At 68.8% G+C, this 16,038-nt stretch carries 19 protein-coding genes; 5 read left to right on the top strand and 14 right to left on the bottom strand.

Annotated elements, in window-relative coordinates:
• Positions 1-4 precede the first annotated feature (4 nt).
• The 3 genes from K9S39_RS15455 to K9S39_RS15465 all read right to left on the bottom strand — a co-directional run bounded on the left by K9S39_RS15455 (position 5) and on the right by K9S39_RS15465 (position 2,237).
• Entirely contained in the window at positions 5-328 is a 324-nt protein-coding gene (locus K9S39_RS15455) for an STAS domain-containing protein (protein WP_248863920.1), read from the bottom strand.
• Between the two features lie 169 nt (positions 329-497).
• Complete coding sequence (locus K9S39_RS15460; protein ID WP_248863921.1) at positions 498-1,346, bottom strand: 3-hydroxyacyl-CoA dehydrogenase family protein; 849 nt, start codon at positions 1,344-1,346, stop codon at positions 498-500.
• Positions 1,347-1,595: 249 nt separating this feature from the next.
• Positions 1,596-2,237 carry a TetR/AcrR family transcriptional regulator gene (locus K9S39_RS15465; protein ID WP_248863922.1) on the bottom strand — a complete coding sequence of 214 codons (642 nt, stop codon included), beginning with the start codon at positions 2,235-2,237 and terminating at the stop codon, positions 1,596-1,598.
• 80 nt (positions 2,238-2,317) lie between these two features.
• Here K9S39_RS15465 and K9S39_RS15470 point away from each other — a divergent pair, with 80 nt between their 5' ends.
• Genes K9S39_RS15470 through K9S39_RS15480 form a run of 3 tightly spaced genes read left to right on the top strand, consistent with a single transcriptional unit; the run spans position 2,318 to position 4,460 of the window.
• The gene (locus K9S39_RS15470; RefSeq protein ID WP_248863923.1) at positions 2,318-3,094 is read left to right on the top strand and encodes an ABC transporter ATP-binding protein; all 777 of its coding nucleotides are present in this window, start codon (positions 2,318-2,320) and stop codon (positions 3,092-3,094) included.
• A gap of 14 nt (positions 3,095-3,108) precedes the next feature.
• A complete protein-coding gene (locus K9S39_RS15475) occupies positions 3,109-3,864 on the top strand; it encodes an ABC transporter permease (RefSeq protein ID WP_248868780.1) in 756 nt (251 codons plus the stop codon).
• A 23-nt stretch (positions 3,865-3,887) separates the two neighbouring features.
• Positions 3,888-4,460, top strand: a complete 573-nt coding sequence (locus K9S39_RS15480; RefSeq protein WP_248863924.1) for a cob(I)yrinic acid a,c-diamide adenosyltransferase — start codon at positions 3,888-3,890, stop codon at positions 4,458-4,460.
• Positions 4,461-4,479: 19 nt separating this feature from the next.
• Here K9S39_RS15480 and K9S39_RS15485 read toward each other — a convergent pair whose 3' ends face one another.
• Positions 4,480-5,067 (bottom strand): hypothetical protein, encoded by a 588-nt coding sequence (locus K9S39_RS15485; protein ID WP_248863925.1) that lies wholly within the window; start codon positions 5,065-5,067, stop codon positions 4,480-4,482.
• A 182-nt stretch (positions 5,068-5,249) separates the two neighbouring features.
• Between K9S39_RS15485 and K9S39_RS15490 the strand changes: the two genes are divergently transcribed.
• Complete coding sequence (locus K9S39_RS15490; protein ID WP_248863926.1) at positions 5,250-6,479, top strand: sensor histidine kinase; 1,230 nt, start codon at positions 5,250-5,252, stop codon at positions 6,477-6,479.
• On the top strand, positions 6,476-7,192 hold the full coding sequence (locus K9S39_RS15495; protein WP_248863927.1) for a response regulator: 717 nt from the start codon (positions 6,476-6,478) through the stop codon (positions 7,190-7,192). Before K9S39_RS15490 ends, K9S39_RS15495 begins: the two co-directional genes overlap by 4 nt.
• 313 nt (positions 7,193-7,505) lie before the next feature.
• Here K9S39_RS15495 and K9S39_RS15500 read toward each other — a convergent pair whose 3' ends face one another.
• The 10 genes from K9S39_RS15500 to K9S39_RS15545 all read right to left on the bottom strand — a co-directional run bounded on the left by K9S39_RS15500 (position 7,506) and on the right by K9S39_RS15545 (position 16,030).
• Positions 7,506-7,955: a DUF2550 domain-containing protein gene (locus tag K9S39_RS15500; RefSeq protein ID WP_248863928.1), complete on the bottom strand. Its 450-nt coding sequence runs from the start codon at positions 7,953-7,955 to the stop codon at positions 7,506-7,508.
• 117 nt (positions 7,956-8,072) lie between these two features.
• A complete protein-coding gene (locus tag K9S39_RS15505; protein ID WP_248863929.1) occupies positions 8,073-8,456 on the bottom strand; it encodes a F0F1 ATP synthase subunit epsilon in 384 nt (127 codons plus the stop codon).
• Between the two features lie 110 nt (positions 8,457-8,566).
• Positions 8,567-10,009 (bottom strand): F0F1 ATP synthase subunit beta, encoded by a 1,443-nt coding sequence (gene atpD, locus K9S39_RS15510; RefSeq protein ID WP_248863930.1) that lies wholly within the window; start codon positions 10,007-10,009, stop codon positions 8,567-8,569.
• 5 nt (positions 10,010-10,014) lie between these two features.
• Positions 10,015-10,929, bottom strand: a complete 915-nt coding sequence (locus K9S39_RS15515; RefSeq protein WP_248863931.1) for a F0F1 ATP synthase subunit gamma — start codon at positions 10,927-10,929, stop codon at positions 10,015-10,017.
• 20 nt (positions 10,930-10,949) lie between these two features.
• Entirely contained in the window at positions 10,950-12,542 is a 1,593-nt protein-coding gene (gene atpA, locus K9S39_RS15520; protein WP_248863932.1) for a F0F1 ATP synthase subunit alpha, read from the bottom strand.
• Between the two features lie 216 nt (positions 12,543-12,758).
• Complete coding sequence (locus K9S39_RS15525; protein ID WP_248863933.1) at positions 12,759-13,574, bottom strand: F0F1 ATP synthase subunit delta; 816 nt, start codon at positions 13,572-13,574, stop codon at positions 12,759-12,761.
• Entirely contained in the window at positions 13,571-14,146 is a 576-nt protein-coding gene (locus tag K9S39_RS15530; RefSeq protein ID WP_248863934.1) for a F0F1 ATP synthase subunit B, read from the bottom strand. Before K9S39_RS15530 ends, K9S39_RS15525 begins: the two co-directional genes overlap by 4 nt.
• 41 nt (positions 14,147-14,187) lie before the next feature.
• Positions 14,188-14,439, bottom strand: a complete 252-nt coding sequence (atpE, locus tag K9S39_RS15535; RefSeq protein ID WP_176710009.1) for an ATP synthase F0 subunit C — start codon at positions 14,437-14,439, stop codon at positions 14,188-14,190.
• A gap of 76 nt (positions 14,440-14,515) precedes the next feature.
• On the bottom strand, positions 14,516-15,313 hold the full coding sequence (atpB, locus tag K9S39_RS15540) for a F0F1 ATP synthase subunit A (RefSeq protein WP_248868782.1): 798 nt from the start codon (positions 15,311-15,313) through the stop codon (positions 14,516-14,518).
• Positions 15,314-15,592: 279 nt separating this feature from the next.
• Positions 15,593-16,030, bottom strand: coding sequence for a hypothetical protein (locus K9S39_RS15545; RefSeq protein WP_248863935.1), 438 nt, complete (start codon positions 16,028-16,030; stop codon positions 15,593-15,595).
• Between the last annotated feature and the right edge of the window lie 8 nt (positions 16,031-16,038).

Consider the following 16,038-nt stretch of genomic DNA (forward strand, 5'->3'; position numbering starts at 1 on the left):
CGCCTCAGACCCGCGGCAGCGATTCCGCCTCGATGCCGCCCTCGACGGCGAGGATGCGGTGCAGCCGAGTGGCCACCAGGAGGCGCTGCATCTGGGGCGGTACGCCACGCAGCACGAGCCGGCGGTTCATCCGGCCCGCGCGGCGGTGTGCCCCCATGATCACACCGAGGCCGGTGGCGTCCCACGAATCCAGCTCGGTCAGGTCCAGCACGAGGTCACCACGACCCGAGTCGACGGCGGTGTGCAGGGCCGTACGGGCGTCCGCCGCGCTGCGGACGTCGAGGCGGCCCCCGACGACCAGCTCGACGTGGTCGCCCCTGATGTGCATATGCGCTCCCCGGAGTTGGGTACTCGTGCGGTGACGTCTACAGAACTGACTGCCTCTCATGCGGACAAGTTGCCGCCTGTAAGCGAACCGATACCGAATTCACCCTGAGGGGTGACCCCGCCGGGCAGATAGTCCTGACGGGGCACCCGACGGGACAACCGACGCGATATCAGTGCTCGTAGAAACCCTGCCCACTCTTGCGGCCGATGTCACCGGCGTCGACCATGCGCCGCATGATCTCCGGCGGTGCGAACTTCTCGTCCTGCGACTCGGTGTAGATGTTGCCGGTGGCGTGCAGCAGGATGTCGACCCCCGTCAGATCGGCGGTGGCCAGCGGCCCCATCGCATGACCGAAGCCCAGCCTGCAGGCCGTGTCGATGTCCTCGGCGGTCGCCACGCCCGACTCGTACAGCTTGGTGGCCTCGACGACCAGCGCCGAGATCAGCCGGGTGGTGACGAAACCGGCGACATCGCGGTTGACGACGATGCAGGTCTTGCCGACGGACTCGGCGAACTCCCGCGCGGTGGCGAGGGTTTCGTCGCTGGTCTTGTAGCCGCGCACCAGCTCGCACAGCTGCATCATCGGCACTGGCGAGAAGAAGTGCGTGCCGACGACCCGCTCGGGGCGGGCGGTGGCCGCGGCGATCTTGGTGATCGGGATGGCGGAGGTGTTGGAGGCCAGCACCGCGTCATCCTTGGCGATCTTGTCCAGCGCCTGGAAGATCTCCCGCTTGACCTCGACCTTCTCGAAGACGGCCTCCACGACGACATCGGCGTCGGCGACGGCGTCGAGGTCGGTCGTGGTGGTGATGCGGGCCAGCGCCTGCTCGGCGGCGGACGCCTCCAGCTTGCCCTTGCCGACGAACTTCTCGTACGAGGCCGCGATACCGCCCTTACCGCGGGCCAGCGCCTCATCCGTCACATCGCGGAGGACCACATCCCAGCCCGCCTGGGCGGAGACCTGCGCGATACCGGATCCCATGAGTCCGGCGCCGATGACGGCGAGCTTCTTTGCCACTGCTGTCCCCTCACACCCTGTGCACGTAACGGCTCTCAGGGCGACGTTAGCGCTCGTGAGCCTTCCCGTGGTGGGTTAGAGATGCGCGTCACTTCCGCCCGTCACCCGCACCGCCCCTCAACGGGGGCCTTCGGGCCGCGGCGCCCGTTCCGCATGACGGACCTCACACCGTCGAAGCCCCACCGTCGAGGCGCCCCGTCGAAACTCCGTCGACACACCGTTGAAGAGCGAACCCCGACGGGAAACGGTTCAGCCGTCTGCCCGTACCGCGTAGTTGAGGACCTTTTCACTCAGAAGGTCCGCCATCTCGTCGAGCAGCACCAGGGCCTCGCGGGAGACGACCTCGGGCTCGCGGCCGGCGATCATCTCGTGGGCGATGGCGGTCATCAAGCTCTGATGGACCCAGTTCATCTGGCCGGCCATCAGGCCCGGCAGCGGATCGTCGTCCGCGGCGCCGGTCTCCTGCCGGAGCGTGGCCTCCAGGTCGTCGTACTGCCGGCGCTGGAGGTGCCACAGGCGGGCCTGCAGGGCCGCCGAACCGTGGACGACCTTCATAAAGCGCTCATACCCCTCGATGAGTCCGACCTTGGGCGAGACGCTCTCCACCTCTTCGCGCAGTTCACGCAGGACGGCGGCGGCGGCCGACTCCCCCACGGCACGGGCCCGGACGAACCGCGACAGCCGGTCGATCAGCCCCTTGCTCCGGTCGAAGAAGAGGTCCTCCTTGGCCGGGAAGTAGTTGTAGACGGTGTTGACGGAGACATCCGCCGCCTCGGCGATCTCCGCGATGGTCACCGCGTCGAAGCCGCGCTCCAGGAAGAGGCCGGTCGCCGTGTCCGAGATGTGCTGGCGGGTCTGCCGCTTCTTCCGTTCCCTGAGTCCCTCAGCCATGCCCTCACCCTATCCCTCATTGGCCTTCATGAGATTTTGGGCATGTTGCAATTTTTAAGACCCTCTGTTTTTCTGAGGGCATGCCAGTCCTCAGCGCGTCCGGACTCGCCCGGACCTTCACCACCAAGACCGGCCCCGTCGAGGCCGTACGAGGCATCGATCTCACCGCCGAGCGCGGCGAGATCCTCGGCTTCCTCGGCCCCAACGGCGCCGGCAAGACCACCACCCTCCGGATGCTCACGACGCTCCTCGCACCCACCGGCGGCACCGCGACCGTCGCCGGATGCGACCTCGTCCGCGACCCCGCGGGGGTCCGCCGCGCCGCCGGCTACGTCGCCCAGTCCGGCGGCGTCGACCCCGATGTCTCGGTACGCGAGGAACTGGTCACCCAGGCCCGCCTCTACCGCCTCGGCAAGGCCGAAGCCCTGGCCCGTGCCGAGGAGTTGGCCGCCGACCTGGGCCTGACCGGACTGCTCGACCGCAAGACCGCCGCACTCTCCGGCGGCCGGCGGCGCCGGCTGGACATCGCGATGGGCCTCGCCCACCGCCCCGAAGTGCTCTTCCTCGACGAGCCCACCACCGGGCTCGACCCCGGCAGCCGCGCCGATCTGTGGAAGCTGGTCCGCCGGATCCGCGCCGACCACGGCACCACCGTCGTCCTGACCACCCACTACCTCGACGAGGCCGACGCGCTCGCCGACCGGCTGGTGATCGTCGACAAGGGCGTGGTCGTCGCCGAGGGCACCCCGGACGCCCTCAAACGCGCGCACGCCGGCTCCCCCGACGCATCCCTCCAGGACGCCTTCCTCACCATCACGGGTCGCGGCGCCACACCCAAGACCCCCGTAGCCGTCTAGGAGCCCCCGTGTCCCTGTCCCCCTTCCTTTCCGACACCGCACTGGTCTTCGGCCGCTACGCCCGCCAGACCCTGCGCTCCCGGCTCCAGATGCTCTTCGGCGTCCTGATGCCGCTGCTGTATCTGCTCTTCTTCGGCCCGCTGCTGACCGATCTTCCGCTGTCCTCGGCCGGCGGTTCCTGGCAGCTGCTGGTGCCCGGTCTGCTGCTCCAACTCGGCCTGTTCGGAGCCGCGTTCTGCGGTTTCGGCATCATCGTCGAGAAGCAGTACGGGGTCGTGGAGCGGATGCGGGTGACCCCGGTGAGCCGGCTCGCGATGCTGCTCGGGCGGGTGCTGCGCGACGCGCTGCTCTTCGTCTTCCAGTCCGTGCTGCTGGTGCTTGCGGCACTGGTGATGGGCCTGCGGGCACCGCTGCCCGGTATCCTCGTCGGCTTCGCGTTCGTCGCCGTACTGACCGTCGCGCTCGCCTCGCTGTCCTACGCGCTGGCGCTGAAGGTCAACGCACCGCAGGAGTTCGGCCCCGTGATCAACGCGGTCACCATGCCGTCCATGTTGCTGTCCGGCCTGATGCTGCCGATGACACTGGGACCCGCGTGGCTGGACGTCCTCTCCCACTTCATGCCGTTCCGGTATCTCGTGGACGCGGTGCGGGCGGCGTACGCCGGTTCCTATGCCTCCTCGGCCATGCTCTACGGGGTGCTGGTCGCCCTCGCGCTCGCCGCGGTGTCGGTGACCGTCTGCACTCGCGCCTTCCGCAGGGCCGCGGCGTAGGTTCGCGGCGTAGGCTCGGCCCCATGGTGAATCTGACGCGCATCTACACCCGTACCGGCGACAAGGGCACCACCGCCCTCGGCGACATGAGCCGCACCGCCAAGACCGATTCGCGTATCGCGGCGTACGCGGACGCCAACGAGGCCAATGCGGCCATCGGCGTCGCCCTTGCGCTGGGTGCGCTGCCGGACGACGTCAAGGCGGTACTGCTGCGCGTCCAGAACGACCTCTTCGACGTCGGAGCCGATCTGTCGACGCCGGTGGTGGAGAACCCCGAGTTCCCGCCGCTGCGCGTCGAACAGACCTATATCGACAAGCTGGAGGCCGACTGCGACCGCTTCCTGGAGGGGCTGGAGAAGCTGCGCAGCTTCATCCTCCCGGGCGGGACGGCGGGCGCCGCGCTGCTGCACCAGGCGTGCACGGTCGTACGGCGCGCCGAGCGCTCGACCTGGGCGGCCTTCGAGGAACACGGCGACACCATGAACCCGCTCACCGCCACCTACCTCAACCGCCTCTCCGACCTGCTGTTCATCTTGGCGCGCACGGCCAACAAGGAGGTCGGAGACGTGCTGTGGGTGCCGGGCGGGGAGCGCTGAACCACCACCAACCCGCGCCCTACCGCAGGCTCTTCTCCTGCGGCCGGGCCGGTGTCCCGTTCTCCGTACTCCCCTCCGGGGCCTTCTTCTGCCAGAGGAAATACGTCAGGGCGATGACGCCGTGGATGGCGACGATGCGCAGGGTCGTGAACTGCACACTGCGCAGCGCTTCGGCGTTGCCGCTGTCGCCGACGTACCAGATCGCGATCTGCAGCAGGGCCGCCGCGACGGCCGTCATCAGCACCGTACGCAGCCACAGCTTCGCCTCGTGCTTGGCGCGCCCCAGGCCGTAGCGCGGGGGCTTGAGCGGGGGCGGGCCGCCCGCGAAGCGGTGGAAGAAGTGACCGTCGATCCACTTGATCGTGTAGTGGCCGTAGGCGACGGTGTATCCGAGGTAGACGGCGGCCAGGCCGTGTTTCCAGTCCGCCGGCGCGCCGTTCTTCAGGTCGATCGCGGTGACGATCAGCAGGAGCAGCTCCAGCAGCGGCTCCATGAGGAGCACCGTCGCTCCCGTGCGCGGCATCCGGGCCAGGTAACGAAGTGCCAGGCCGACGGCCAGCAGGACCCAGAAGCCGACCTCGCAGATGATGATCAGCGTAACGACCACGGCAGAACCTCTCCCCCTCGCCGGATCTCCCCCGAGCGAACACCTCCAGCGTTTCAGCGCTCCGCGCCCGTTTCGTCGTCGCACGCGACGATCCCGGACTGCATCTTTCGATGTAGCGCGGGGCGGGCGTGGATGCCCCGAACGGTGACGCGGCGGCCCCCGGCGCCCTGTTTCATGGAGGGGTGACCGCCAGACCCCTCGCCGCCCCCGGCCTGCCGCATCCCCACGACGCGCTCATCGCGGGCTGTGGGCTGCTCGGCGGGCTGCTGCTGTGGCTGGTGCATCTGCACGGCGGTCCGCCGCTCTTCGGGCAACCGGTCTGGCTCACCCTGGTCGCGCTGACCGCGATGTCCGGCGCCGAGCTGATCCGTCGTACGGCGCCGATGACGGCGCTGACCGTCGCGATCCTGGCGCTCGCGCTGGACATCTGCACCGGCACACTCATCGCCACCGTCCTGATGTTCACGGACGTGGTCTACGCCGCGGTCCTCTACGGCAGCCCGACGGCGGCCCGCCGTGTCCCCTTGTACTGCGTGCTGGTGACGGTGCTCTCGACCGTCGTTCTCCTCGCGGTCTGGCGCGACCCGCAGGTCCTGATGTTCAGCATCGCGATCGCCCTGGGCACCATCGTCCCGGCCTGGACCGGCGTCATCATCCGCAACCACCGGGACGCCGCCCAGACCGCCCGGCTACGGGCCGAGCAGACCGCGCTGCTGGCCGAGATGGACCGGACCCAGGCGGTGGCCGGCGAGCGCGCCCGGATGGCGCGCGAGCTGCACGATCTGGTGGCCAACCATCTGTCCGCCATCGCGATCCACTCGACCGCCGCACAGACCATCGACGACCCGGCGGCGACCCGCGAGGCGCTCGGGGTGATCCGTGAGAACAGCGTGCAGGGCCTGGCCGAAATGCGCCGGCTCATCGGACTGCTGCGGGACCCTCAGGGCAGCGGCGAGCAACCGGCCGCGACACCCGCCCTCAGCGGAGTCGACGCGCTGATCGCCCAGGCCCGTACGAACGGCGCCGGCAGCGGCCTGGCCTTCACCCTCGACGACGCCCGGCGGACCGACGGCGCGGGATCCGGGGCCGGCCTCGCGGCGCCGGTCGAGCTGGCCGCGTACCGCATCGTCCAGGAGTCGCTGACCAACGCGCTGAAGCACGCCGCGCCCGGCGAGGTCCGGGTACGGCTCGCCCAGGAGCGGGGCGGCATGCTCACCGTCTCCGTCAGCAGCCCGTTCGCCGACCGGCCCGGTCCCCGCGCGCCCGGCTCCGGCACCGGTCTGGTCGGGATGCGGGAGCGGATCGCCCTGCTGGGCGGGACGTTCCAGGCCGGCCCGGAGAGCGGGCCGGCCGGCCGGGTCTGGCTGGTGCGGGCGGCGCTGCCCGCCACCGAGGAGGAAGAACAACGATGACAGGCACCGTCGCGCCGCAACCGAGGACAGGCACCGGCGCACCGCCGATCCGGGTCCTCGTCGCCGAGGACCAGTCCGCCGTACGGGCCGGACTGGTGCTCATCCTGCGCACCGCGCCCGACATCGACGTCGTCGGAGAGGCGGTCGACGGCGAGGAGGCGGTACGGCGCGCCCGCGAACTGCGCCCCGACCTCGTCCTGATGGACATCCAGATGCCGCGGCTGGACGGGGTCTCCGCCACCGGGCAGATCGTCGCCGAGGAGCTGGCGGATGTGCTGGTGCTGACCACCTTCGATCTGGACGAGTATGTCTTCGGGGCGCTGCGGGCGGGCGCGGCGGGCTTTCTGCTCAAGGACAGCGATGCGGGCGCGCTGCTGACGGCGGTGCGCACGGTGGCGTCCGGTGAGGGGCTGATCGCCCCTGCGGTGACCCGCCGGCTGATCGCGGAGTTCGCCCGGCCGAGCGCCGCGGCACGGCCGGTGCGGGACGGTTCCGCCCCCGATCCAGCGGTCCTCGACGCGCTGACGCGGCGTGAGCGGGAGGTGCTCGGGTGTCTGGGGCGGGGGCTGTCGAACGCCGATATCGCGGTACGGCTGGCGATGGCGGAGGCCACCGCGAAAACCCATGTCAGCCGACTGCTGGCCAAGCTGGACCTGCGCAGCCGGGTCCAAGCGGCCGTACTGGCACAGGAGTTGGGGGTGGACGGGCCTTAGGGGGACGTACCCTTAAGGGTTGGTCGAACAGAACCCTTAAGGGTTGCGCGCGCCCCTTGCAGGCCACAACGCAGCCGGCTCAGCGGCTATTCCCGGCTATCACCACGAAACCGGGACGCCAGAGCAAGAAACCCAGAGCAAGAAACCCCAAGTAACCCCAAGTAACACCGGGAAGCCCCGAGCCAGAAAACCCGGGCAAGAAACCCCCACTCAAGCCCCCGCCCAAAGCCTCCGCTCGAACCCCCTCAGGCCACATTGGCCCTCCCCCAGACTTCGTCCGGGAGGTACCCCCACCCCAACGGGACCCCCTTTTTTAGGCCACATTGACCCGTTGCCCCGGCGGGGCCGCCTCCAGCCAGGCCAGGAAGCCGGTGAGCGCGTCTTCGCTCATTGCCAGTTCCAGGCGGGTGCCGCGGTGGCGACAGGCGAGCACGATGGAGTCGGAGAGCAGGGCCAGCTCCTCCTCGCCCTGGGGGGTGCGGCGCTCCAGGACCTCGATGGCGGAGCGCTCCAGGATGCGCCGGGGCCGGGGTGCGTACGAGAACACCCGGAACCATTCGACGCGGTCGCCGTTGTAGCGCGCCACACCGTAGATCCAGCCCTTGCCGCTGGGCTCGGTCTCCTGCTCGGGCACGTTCCAGCGCAGGCTGCAGTCGAAGGTGCCGCCGGACCGCTGGATGAGCCGCCGTCTCAGTCCGAAGACGAACAGTCCCAGCAGCACCAGCACCACGACCGCGCCGCTCACAAGCAGAGCGAGGACCATCTCGACCGACCTCCTCGCCTTGTCATTCGGAAACGCACCTGCATTGCCTCAGCCGCGGGCCGCTCCGGAGGTCTCCGGGCAGCCCGCGGCTGAGGATCGATCTCGTCGGTGGCGGGGTCAGTGAACGCCCGTCACCGCACGCAGCCGGACATCGGCGCGACGCTCGGCGGCCGCGTCGGCCTCCGACTTCGCTCGCTCCAGGGCCCGCTCCGCGCGCTGGACATCGATCTCGTCCGACAGTTCGGCGATCTCCGCGAGCAGAGACAGCTTGTCGTCGGCGAACGAGATGAAGCCGCCGTGCACAGCGGCGACGACGGTGCCGTCCCCGCTCTCACCGGTCGTACGAATCGTCACCGGGCCCGACTGCAGCACGCCGAGCAGCGGCTGGTGTCCGGGCATGACGCCGATGTCGCCCGACGAGGTGCGCGCGACGACCAGGCTGGCCTCGCCGGACCAGACCTTACGGTCCGCGGCGACCAACTCGACGTGCAGCTCAGCCACGATGGCTCCTCGGGTCTCCACCTGCCTGGCGTGGCAGATGCTGGGTCAAATACTAGTGGTCGTACGGACCGGGGGCGGCCATGGCCGCCCCCGGGACCGGGAGCACGGGCTCAGGAGACGCCCAGCTCCTTGGCGTTGTTCTTGAGGTCCTCAAGACCACCGCACATGAAGAACGCCTGCTCGGGGAAGTGGTCGAAGTCGCCGTCGGCGATCGCGTTGAAGGCCGCGATCGACTCGTCCAGCGGCACGTCCGATCCGTCGAGACCGGTGAACTGCTTCGCCGCGTGGGTGTTCTGCGACAGGAAGCGCTCGATACGACGGGCACGGTGGACGACCAGCTTGTCCTCTTCGCCCAGCTCGTCGATACCGAGAATGGCGATGATGTCCTGCAGGTCCTTGTACTTCTGCAGGATGCCCTTGACGCGGGAGGCCGCGTCGTAGTGGTCCTGCGAGATGTAGCGCGGGTCCAGGATGCGGGACGTCGAGTCCAGCGGATCCACCGCCGGGTAGATGCCCTTCTCCGAGATCGGACGCGAGAGAACGGTGGTCGCGTCCAGGTGGGCGAAGGTGGTGGCCGGCGCCGGGTCGGTCAGGTCGTCCGCGGGGACGTAGATCGCCTGCATCGAGGTGATCGAGTGACCACGGGTCGAGGTGATCCGCTCCTGGAGCTGGCCCATCTCGTCCGCCAGGTTCGGCTGGTAGCCCACCGCGGAGGGCATACGGCCGAGCAGGGTGGACACCTCGGAACCGGCCTGGGTGAAGCGGAAGATGTTGTCGATGAAGAACAGCACGTCCTGCTTCTGCACATCGCGGAAGTACTCCGCCATGGTCAGACCGGCCAGCGCGACCCGGAGACGGGTGCCCGGCGGCTCGTCCATCTGACCGAAGACCAGCGCGGTCTTGTCCAGAACGCCGGAGTCCGCCATCTCGTGGATGAGGTCATTGCCCTCACGGGTGCGCTCACCGACACCGGCGAACACGGAAACACCCTCGTGCAGCTTGGCCACACGCATGATCATTTCCTGGATGAGGACGGTCTTGCCGACGCCCGCACCACCGAACAGACCGATCTTGCCGCCCTTGACGTACGGGGTCAGCAGGTCGACGACCTTCAGGCCGGTCTCGAACATCTCGGTCTTGGACTCGAGCTGGTCGAAGGCCGGGGCCTTGCGGTGGATCGGCCAGCGCTCGGTGACCTCGGCCTCCGCCTCCGGCTCGTTCAGGATCGCACCGAGGGTGTTGAACACCTTGCCCTTGGTGATGTCACCGACCGGGACGCTGATCCCGGCGCCGGTGTCGGTCACCGGGGCCTGGCGGACCAGGCCATCGGTGGGCTGCATCGAGATGGCGCGGACCAGGCCCTCGCCGAGGTGCTGCGCGACCTCAAGGGTCAGCGTCTTGCGCGTGCCGGCCTCGGCCGGGTCGTCGATGTCGACGTGCAGCGCGTTGTAGATCTCCGGCATCGCGTCGACGGGGAACTCCACGTCGACGACCGGGCCGATGACCCGCGCGACGCGGCCCGCAGCCGTGGCCGTTTCAACAGTGGTGGTCATAGTGGTCAGTCACTCCCCGCGGTCGCGTCGGCCAGTGCGCTGGCGCCACCGACGATCTCGCTGATTTCCTGGGTGATTTCGGCCTGTCGGGCCGCGTTGGCAAGCCGCGAGAGCGACTTGATGAGCTCTTCCGCGTTGTCGGTCGCCGACTTCATCGCACGACGCGTGGCGGCGTGCTTGGAGGCGGCGGCCTGCAGAAGCGCGTTGTAGATCCGCGACTCGACGTACCGCGGCAGCAGCGCGTCGAGGACGTCCTCGGCCGACGGCTCGAAGTCGAACAGCGGGAGGAGCTCACCCTTGGCGGTCTCCTCCGCCTCCGGCTTGCCGAGGCTGAGCGGCAGCAGACGATCGTCGATCGCGTTCTGCGTCATCATCGACACGAACTCGGTGAAGACGATGTGGAGTTCGTCCACGCCGCCCTCGGCCGTGTCCTTCTGTACGGCGTCGATCAGCGGCCCGGCGACCGCCTTGGCGTCCGCGTACGACGGGCTGTCGGTGAAGCCGGTCCACGAATCCGCGACCCTGCGCTCACGGAAGGCGTAGTACGAGACACCCTTGCGGCCGACGATGTACGTGTCGACCTCCTTGCCATCGGCCTTGAGCCGCTCGGTGAGCTGCTCGCCGGTCTTGATGGCGTTCGAGGAGTAGCCGCCGGCCAGACCGCGGTCACTCGTGATGAGCAGCACCGCGGCGCGGGTCGGGTTGTCCACCTCGGTGGTCAGGGCGTGCTGGGTGTTCGAGCCGGTGGCAACCGCTGTCACCGCGCGGGTCAGTTCACTCGCGTACGGCGTCGATGCCGCCACCTTGCGCTGCGCCTTGACGATGCGCGAGGCGGCGATCATCTCCATCGCCTTGGTGATCTTCTTGGTCGCGGTGACGGAGCGGATGCGACGCTTGTAGACCCGGAGCTTGGCTCCCATGGATCAGGTCCCTTCCGTCGTCACTTGGTGGTGCTGACCGGAGCGTCCTCACCGAGCAGCTTGCCGTCCGAGGTCTCGAACTGCTGCTTGAAGGCGGCGACGGAATCGGTGAGCGCCTGGATGGTGTCGTCGGACATCTTGCCGCCCTCGCGAATGCTGGTCAGCAGGTCCTTCTTCTCCCGGCCCAGGTAGTCGAGGAGCTCCCGCTCGAAGCGGCGGATGTCGTTGACGGGGACGTCGTCCATCTTGCCGGTGGTGCCGGCCCAGATGGAGACAACCTCGTCCTCGGTCGAGAAGGGCGCGTACTGGCTCTGCTTGAGCAGCTCGACCATGCGCTTACCGCGCTCCAGCGACGCCTTGGAGGCCGCGTCCAGGTCGGAACCGAAGGCGGCGAAGGCCTCCAGCTCGCGGTACTGGGCGAGGTCCACGCGAAGCCGGCCGGAGACCTGCTTCATGGCCTTGTGCTGGGCCGAGCCACCGACACGGGAGACCGAGATACCGACGTTCAGCGCCGGGCGCTGGCCCGCGTTGAACAGGTCGGACTCCAGGAAGCACTGGCCGTCGGTGATGGAGATGACGTTGGTCGGAATGAACGCCGACACGTCGTTCGCCTTGGTCTCGACGATCGGCAGACCGGTCATCGAGCCGGCGCCCATGTCGTCGGAGAGCTTGGCGCACCGCTCCAGCAGACGCGAGTGCAGGTAGAAGACGTCACCGGGGTAGGCCTCACGGCCCGGCGGACGGCGCAGCAGCAGGGACACGGCGCGGTAGGCGTCGGCCTGCTTCGACAGGTCGTCGAAGATGATCAGGACGTGCTTGCCCTGGTACATCCAGTGCTGACCGATGGCCGAACCGGTGTAGGGCGCCAGGTACTTGAAGCCCGCCGGGTCGGACGCCGGGGCGGCGACGATGGTGGTGTATTCCAGGGCACCGGCCTCCTCCAGCGCGCCGCGCACGGACGCGATGGTGGAGCCCTTCTGGCCGACGGCGACGTAGATGCAGCGGACCTGCTTCTTCGGGTCGCCCGAGCGCCAGTTGTCGCGCTGGTTGATGATCGTGTCGACGGCCAGGGCGGTCTTGCCGGTCTGGCGGTCACCGATGATCAGCTGACGCTGGCCGCGGCCGATCGGGGTCATCGCGTCGACGGCCTTGTAGCCGGTCTCCATCGGCTCGTGGACCGACTTACGGACCATGACGCCCGGAGCCTGCAGCTCCAGGGCGCGGCGGTCCTCGGACGCGATCTCGCCGAGGCCGTCGATCGGGTTGCCCAGCGGGTCGACCACGCGGCCGAGGTAGCCCTCGCCCACGGCGACCGAGAGCACCTCACCGGTGCGCTGCACCGGCTGGCCCTCCTCGATACCGCCGAATTCGCCGAGGACGATCGCACCGATCTCGCGCTCTTCCAGGTTCAGCGCGAGGCCGAGGGTGCCGTCCTCGAACTTCAGCAGCTCGTTCGCCATTGCCGAGGGAAGGCCCTCGACCTTCGCGATGCCGTCTCCGGCCTCGCTGACCGTGCCGACCTCTTCGCGCGAGGCCGCGTCCGGCTTGTACGCCTGGACGAAGTTCTCCAGCGCGTCCCGGATCTCCTCCGGCCGGATCGTGAGCTCCGCCATCTGGGTTCCCTGCTCTCCTTGTTGGGCCCGAAGTTACTTGCGGGTTTCTGGGGGTTGTCCCCAGGGGGCTTCCGCTTACGGCCCAACTCGGGCCGCCGTCCTGCTTGTGCTGTGTCGCCGGGGCTGCTTGCGGACCGCAGCCGGACCTCTCGGTCCGGCCGGCCGGTCCGGCGCGGGCCGCCGGTTGTGCAGCTCTTGAGTTGGTGGTGGCTTGGGTCAGCCGGCCATCCGCCGGGACGCCTCGTCGAGGCGCTCCGCGATGGTCCCGTCGATGACCTCGTCGCCGATCCGGATCTGCACACCGCCGAGGACCTCGGGGTCCACGTCGAGGTTCAGGTGGATCCGCCGTCCGTACAGTTCGGTCAGCGCGGCGTCGAGACGCTGCCGCTGCTCATCGCTGAGCGGCACCGCGGAGGTGACCACCGCGACCGTACGGCCCCGGCGGTGCGCCGCCAGCTTGGAGAGGGCGTCGAGCCCCGCCTCCAGGCTACGGCCCCGCGGCTGTACGACAAGGCGCGTCACGATCCGCTCGGTGACCGGGTTGGCCCGGCCGCCCAGCAGCGAGCGCAGCAGCTCCGCCTTGGCGGGGACCGTCGCGGCCCGGTCGGTCAGCGCCCTGCGCAGGTCACCGGACGAGGCGACGATCCGGCCGAACCGGAACAGCTCGTCCTCGACGTCGTCGAGCTGGCCGGCCCGCTGCGCCGCGACGAGGTCGGCGCTGTAGGACAGCTCCTCGATCGCGTCCGCCAGCTCACGCGAGCGCGACCAGCGGGCGCGGACCATGCCGGTGACCAGGTCGACGGCCGGGCCGCCGACCTGGTTGCCGAGCAGCCGCCCGGCCAGCTCGGCGCGCGCCTGGCCGGGCTGCGCCGGGTCGGTCAGGACCCGACGCAGCGACACCTCGCGGTCGAGCAGAGCGGTGACGGCAGCCAGCTCCTCGGCGAGCTTCGCCGCGTCGACGGAGGTGTCGTCCGTCAACGCGTCGAAGCGCTCGCGTGCGGAGGCGAGTGCCTCGCGGCTCGCTCCGTTCATCGGCCGGCCTCAGCCTTCGTCGCGTCCGACGCCGCCTCGGCGGCGTTGCTTTCGAGCTCATCGAGGAAGCGGTCGATGGTCCGGCTCTGCCGGGCGTGGTCCTCCAGGGACTCACCGACGAGCTTGCCGGCCAGGTCGGTGGCGAGCTTGCCCACGTCCTGACGCAGCGACTGCGAGGCAGCCTTGCGGTCGGCCTCGATCTGGGCGTGACCGGCGGCGATGATCTCCTCACGCTGCCGCTGGCCCTCGGCGCGCATCTCGGCGATGAGCGTCGCGCCCTGCTCCTGCGCCTCCTGGCGCAGTCGCGCGGCCTCATGGCGGGCGTCGGCGAGCTGCGTCCGGTACTCCTCGAGGACCTGCTGCGCCTCGGCCATGGCCTCGTCGGCCTTCTTCATCCCGCCCTCGATCGCCTCGCGGCGCTCGTCCAGAACCCTGTTGATGTTCGGGAGAAGCTTCTTGGCGAGGAAGCCGAAGACGATGAAGAAGGCGATCAGGCCGATGACCAGCTCTGGAATCGGCGGGACCAGGGGGTTCTGAGGAACCTCCGCCGCCATGGGGACCAGGGCGTTCACATCATTGCCTTCCGTCTGAATGGGTGGTCGATGCGGTTCGTTTACTGGTAAACGAAGCCCATGACGATGCCGATCAGGGCGAGCGCCTCACAGAAGGCGAAACCCATGATCTGGTTGGTGCGGATCAGGCCGGCCGCCTCGGGCTGACGGGCCAGGGCCTGGGTGCCGTTACCGAAGATGATGCCGACGCCGACGCCGGGGCCGATCGCGGCGAGGCCGTAGCCGATGGCGCTGACGTTGCCGGAGACGGTGTCCTTGGCGGCGAGGTTGACCATTTCGAGAGCAGCGGACATGCCGTTACTTCCTTCTCTTTCACGGACCGGTGGGGGTTGGCCACCGGACAGCTGTTGGGGCGGGGAGGCGGGGCGCTCAGTGGTGCTCGGCGAGCGCGCCCTGGACGTAGTTGCAGGCCAGGAGGACGAAAACGTACGCCTGAACGGCCTGGATGAAGAGCTCGAAGGCGGTCATCAGGATCGTCATGACGAAGGACGCGCCCGCGTAGACGACGCCGACACCGTTCAGCAGGTACCAGCTGGCGATGGTGAACATCACGATCAGCATGTGGCCCGCGAACATGTTCGCGAAGAGTCGTACCGCGTGGGTGAACGGCCGGATGAGCAGGTTCGAGAAGAGCTCGATGACCATCAGCAGCGGCAGGACCCAGCCCACCGACTTGTCGTAGCCGCTGAAGTTCTTCCAGGCGCCGACGAAGCCGTGCTTCTTGAAGGTCAGGGACACCCACAGGATGTAGACGACCAGTGCGAGACCCGCGGGGAAGGCGATGATCGAGGTCACCGGGAACTGGGCGAGCGGGATGATCGACCAGATATTCATGATCCACACGAAGAAGAACAGCGAGACCATGAAGGGGACGTACTTGTCGCCCTCTTTCTTGCCCAGGGCGTCGTAAACGAGCCCGCGGCGCACGAAGTCGTAACCCGCCTCGCCGACCATCTGGAGCTTGCCCGGCACGACCTTGGCCCGGCCGAAGGCGGCCCAGAAGAACCACACGACGACGACCGTGCTGAGCAGAGCCAGCAGCATCGGCTTGTTGAACTCGAAGCCACCGACTGTGAAGAGGGGTTCGAATACGAACGAATGAAGACCCGGGGCCTCGAAGCCACACCCCGGAATAAAGAGGTGGCACTCCGTGTTGAAGGCGAGCATCGTTTCAGCACTCACCGCGGGCTCCTTCAGCGTGGCGCATGGGTACGGCAACCTCGTTGTGTCGGCGCGGCGTTGAGCCACGGTGCGGCACTGGACTGGTCTTGCGGATTTGGGGGCGGCGGGCCGGCGCTGGGCCGGGCCGGATCACAGGCATCGGCCGCAAGAACCGCCGGTTCCCTCTCGGGGATTCCGGGTGCTCGGCCGCCTGCGCCGACTGCGCCGCAGTTGGCACCGGACGATAGCAGGCCCGCAAGAGGGCGTTTATTCCGGCCCTACGTGTCACGTCGGCGACCCCGCCGTCTCCGCCTTCTTGGCTTCCGCGGAGTCGGGGTCCACGTACAGGATCTTCGCCTTCATGTGGCCGCGGGTCTGTGCCGCGATCCATACGAGGGTGGCGCCGAGCAAAGTGAACGCGAACGCCTTCGTGTCGAAGAGCGTGGTGTTCTTGAACGCCAGCAGAAAGACGCCGACGAGCAGGATCTGCACCGTGTAGAGCAGCAGCCCCATCATCTGGAACAGCTGCGGGTGGTTCCGCGCGGTGTGCTGCAGAACGGCGAGTCCGGCACCCATCACGAACACCACCAGCGCGGTGCCGACGACAGCTCCGATCGCCCCCGTCCCGCCCGCGACCACGGCGCTCACGGCAACGGCGAGGACGCCGGTGGCGAGGGTGGGCACAACGGCATGGAGGAGTAGTCGGGCGTCGTTCGACTGCATGGAGGCGC

Origin of the sequence: Streptomyces halobius (assembly GCF_023277745.1) — a bacterium.
In the GTDB taxonomy this organism is placed as follows: Bacteria; Actinomycetota; Actinomycetes; order Streptomycetales; family Streptomycetaceae; genus Streptomyces; species Streptomyces halobius.

Excerpts from the sequence above, each read along its gene's own strand:
- K9S39_RS15455 (WP_248863920.1), bottom strand. The coding sequence starts at position 328 with ATGCACATCAGGGGCGACCACGTCGAGCTGGTCGTCGGGGGCCGCCTC.
- K9S39_RS15465 (WP_248863922.1), bottom strand. The coding sequence starts at position 2,237 with ATGGCTGAGGGACTCAGGGAACGGAAGAAGCGGCAGACCCGCCAGCAC.
- K9S39_RS15470 (WP_248863923.1), top strand. The coding sequence starts at position 2,318 with ATGCCAGTCCTCAGCGCGTCCGGACTCGCCCGGACCTTCACCACCAAG.
- K9S39_RS15480 (WP_248863924.1), top strand. The coding sequence starts at position 3,888 with ATGGTGAATCTGACGCGCATCTACACCCGTACCGGCGACAAGGGCACC.
- K9S39_RS15495 (WP_248863927.1), top strand. The coding sequence starts at position 6,476 with ATGACAGGCACCGTCGCGCCGCAACCGAGGACAGGCACCGGCGCACCG.
- K9S39_RS15500 (WP_248863928.1), bottom strand. The coding sequence starts at position 7,955 with ATGGTCCTCGCTCTGCTTGTGAGCGGCGCGGTCGTGGTGCTGGTGCTG.
- atpD (WP_248863930.1), bottom strand. The coding sequence starts at position 10,009 with ATGACCACCACTGTTGAAACGGCCACGGCTGCGGGCCGCGTCGCGCGG.
- K9S39_RS15515 (WP_248863931.1), bottom strand. The coding sequence starts at position 10,929 with ATGGGAGCCAAGCTCCGGGTCTACAAGCGTCGCATCCGCTCCGTCACC.
- atpA (WP_248863932.1), bottom strand. The coding sequence starts at position 12,542 with ATGGCGGAGCTCACGATCCGGCCGGAGGAGATCCGGGACGCGCTGGAG.
- K9S39_RS15525 (WP_248863933.1), bottom strand. The coding sequence starts at position 13,574 with ATGAACGGAGCGAGCCGCGAGGCACTCGCCTCCGCACGCGAGCGCTTC.
- atpE (WP_176710009.1), bottom strand. The coding sequence starts at position 14,439 with ATGTCCGCTGCTCTCGAAATGGTCAACCTCGCCGCCAAGGACACCGTC.
- atpB (WP_248868782.1), bottom strand. The coding sequence starts at position 15,313 with ATGCTCGCCTTCAACACGGAGTGCCACCTCTTTATTCCGGGGTGTGGC.
- K9S39_RS15545 (WP_248863935.1), bottom strand. The coding sequence starts at position 16,030 with ATGCAGTCGAACGACGCCCGACTACTCCTCCATGCCGTTGTGCCCACC.